Source organism: Megasphaera sp. AF13-6AC, assembly GCF_027685385.1.
GTDB classification, from domain to species: Bacteria; Bacillota; Negativicutes; order Veillonellales; family Megasphaeraceae; genus Megasphaera; species Megasphaera micronuciformis.
This window is the reverse complement of the sequence record NZ_JAQCUN010000337.1, coordinates 1-578: the sequence shown is the minus strand read 5'-3', so window position 1 is coordinate 578 and position 578 is coordinate 1. Positions and strand designations below refer to the sequence as shown.

General features: G+C 47.8%; 1 protein-coding gene and 1 pseudogene. Both read left to right on the top strand.

The genetic code is table 11. The features are described from left to right. Positions 1-237 (top strand): annotated as a pseudogene (locus PGX78_RS09305) (amidophosphoribosyltransferase); the annotation flags it as partial. After that, positions 215-578: AIR synthase related protein (locus PGX78_RS09300; RefSeq protein WP_270446686.1), on the top strand; the 364-nt coding region annotated here is incomplete at its 3' end. The pseudogene PGX78_RS09305 and the gene PGX78_RS09300, both read left to right, overlap by 23 nt.

The following is a 578-nucleotide window of genomic DNA, read 5'->3' as shown; positions in this document are numbered from 1 at the left end:
TACGGTATCGATACATCGGTTCGCAAGGAACTCATTGCATCCGACTTGTCGGTTGAAGAGATTCGCAAGTATATAGGCGTCGATAAGTTACACTTTATTTCCTTTGACGGCTTGGCCAAGGCTATGCCCGAAATTCCGAAGGAAAATATGTGTCTGGCTTGCTTTAATAACGATTATCCCACGGAAATTCCCGCCAATGAGGAAGGAGAAAAATATGCACTCGAAGGAAAATGCTAAGGAAAGTTTGACCTATGCCGCAGCCGGAGTTGACATCGATGCCGGTAATAAAGCGGTTGAATTGATGAAGGGTTCGGTCAAGGCTACATACAGACCGGAAGTGCTGGGGGATTTAGGCGGTTTCGGCGGCCTCTTCTCCTTAATGAACAGTTCCGTAAAGAATCCCGTTCTCGTCAGCGGTACGGACGGAGTAGGTACGAAACTGCGCCTGGCTATTATGATGGATAAGCACGATACGGTCGGTCAGGACTGTGTAGCCATGTCTATTAACGACATTCTGGTCCAAGGTGCGGAACCTCTCTTTTTCCTCGATTATATTGCCGTAGGTAAGCTCAATCCCG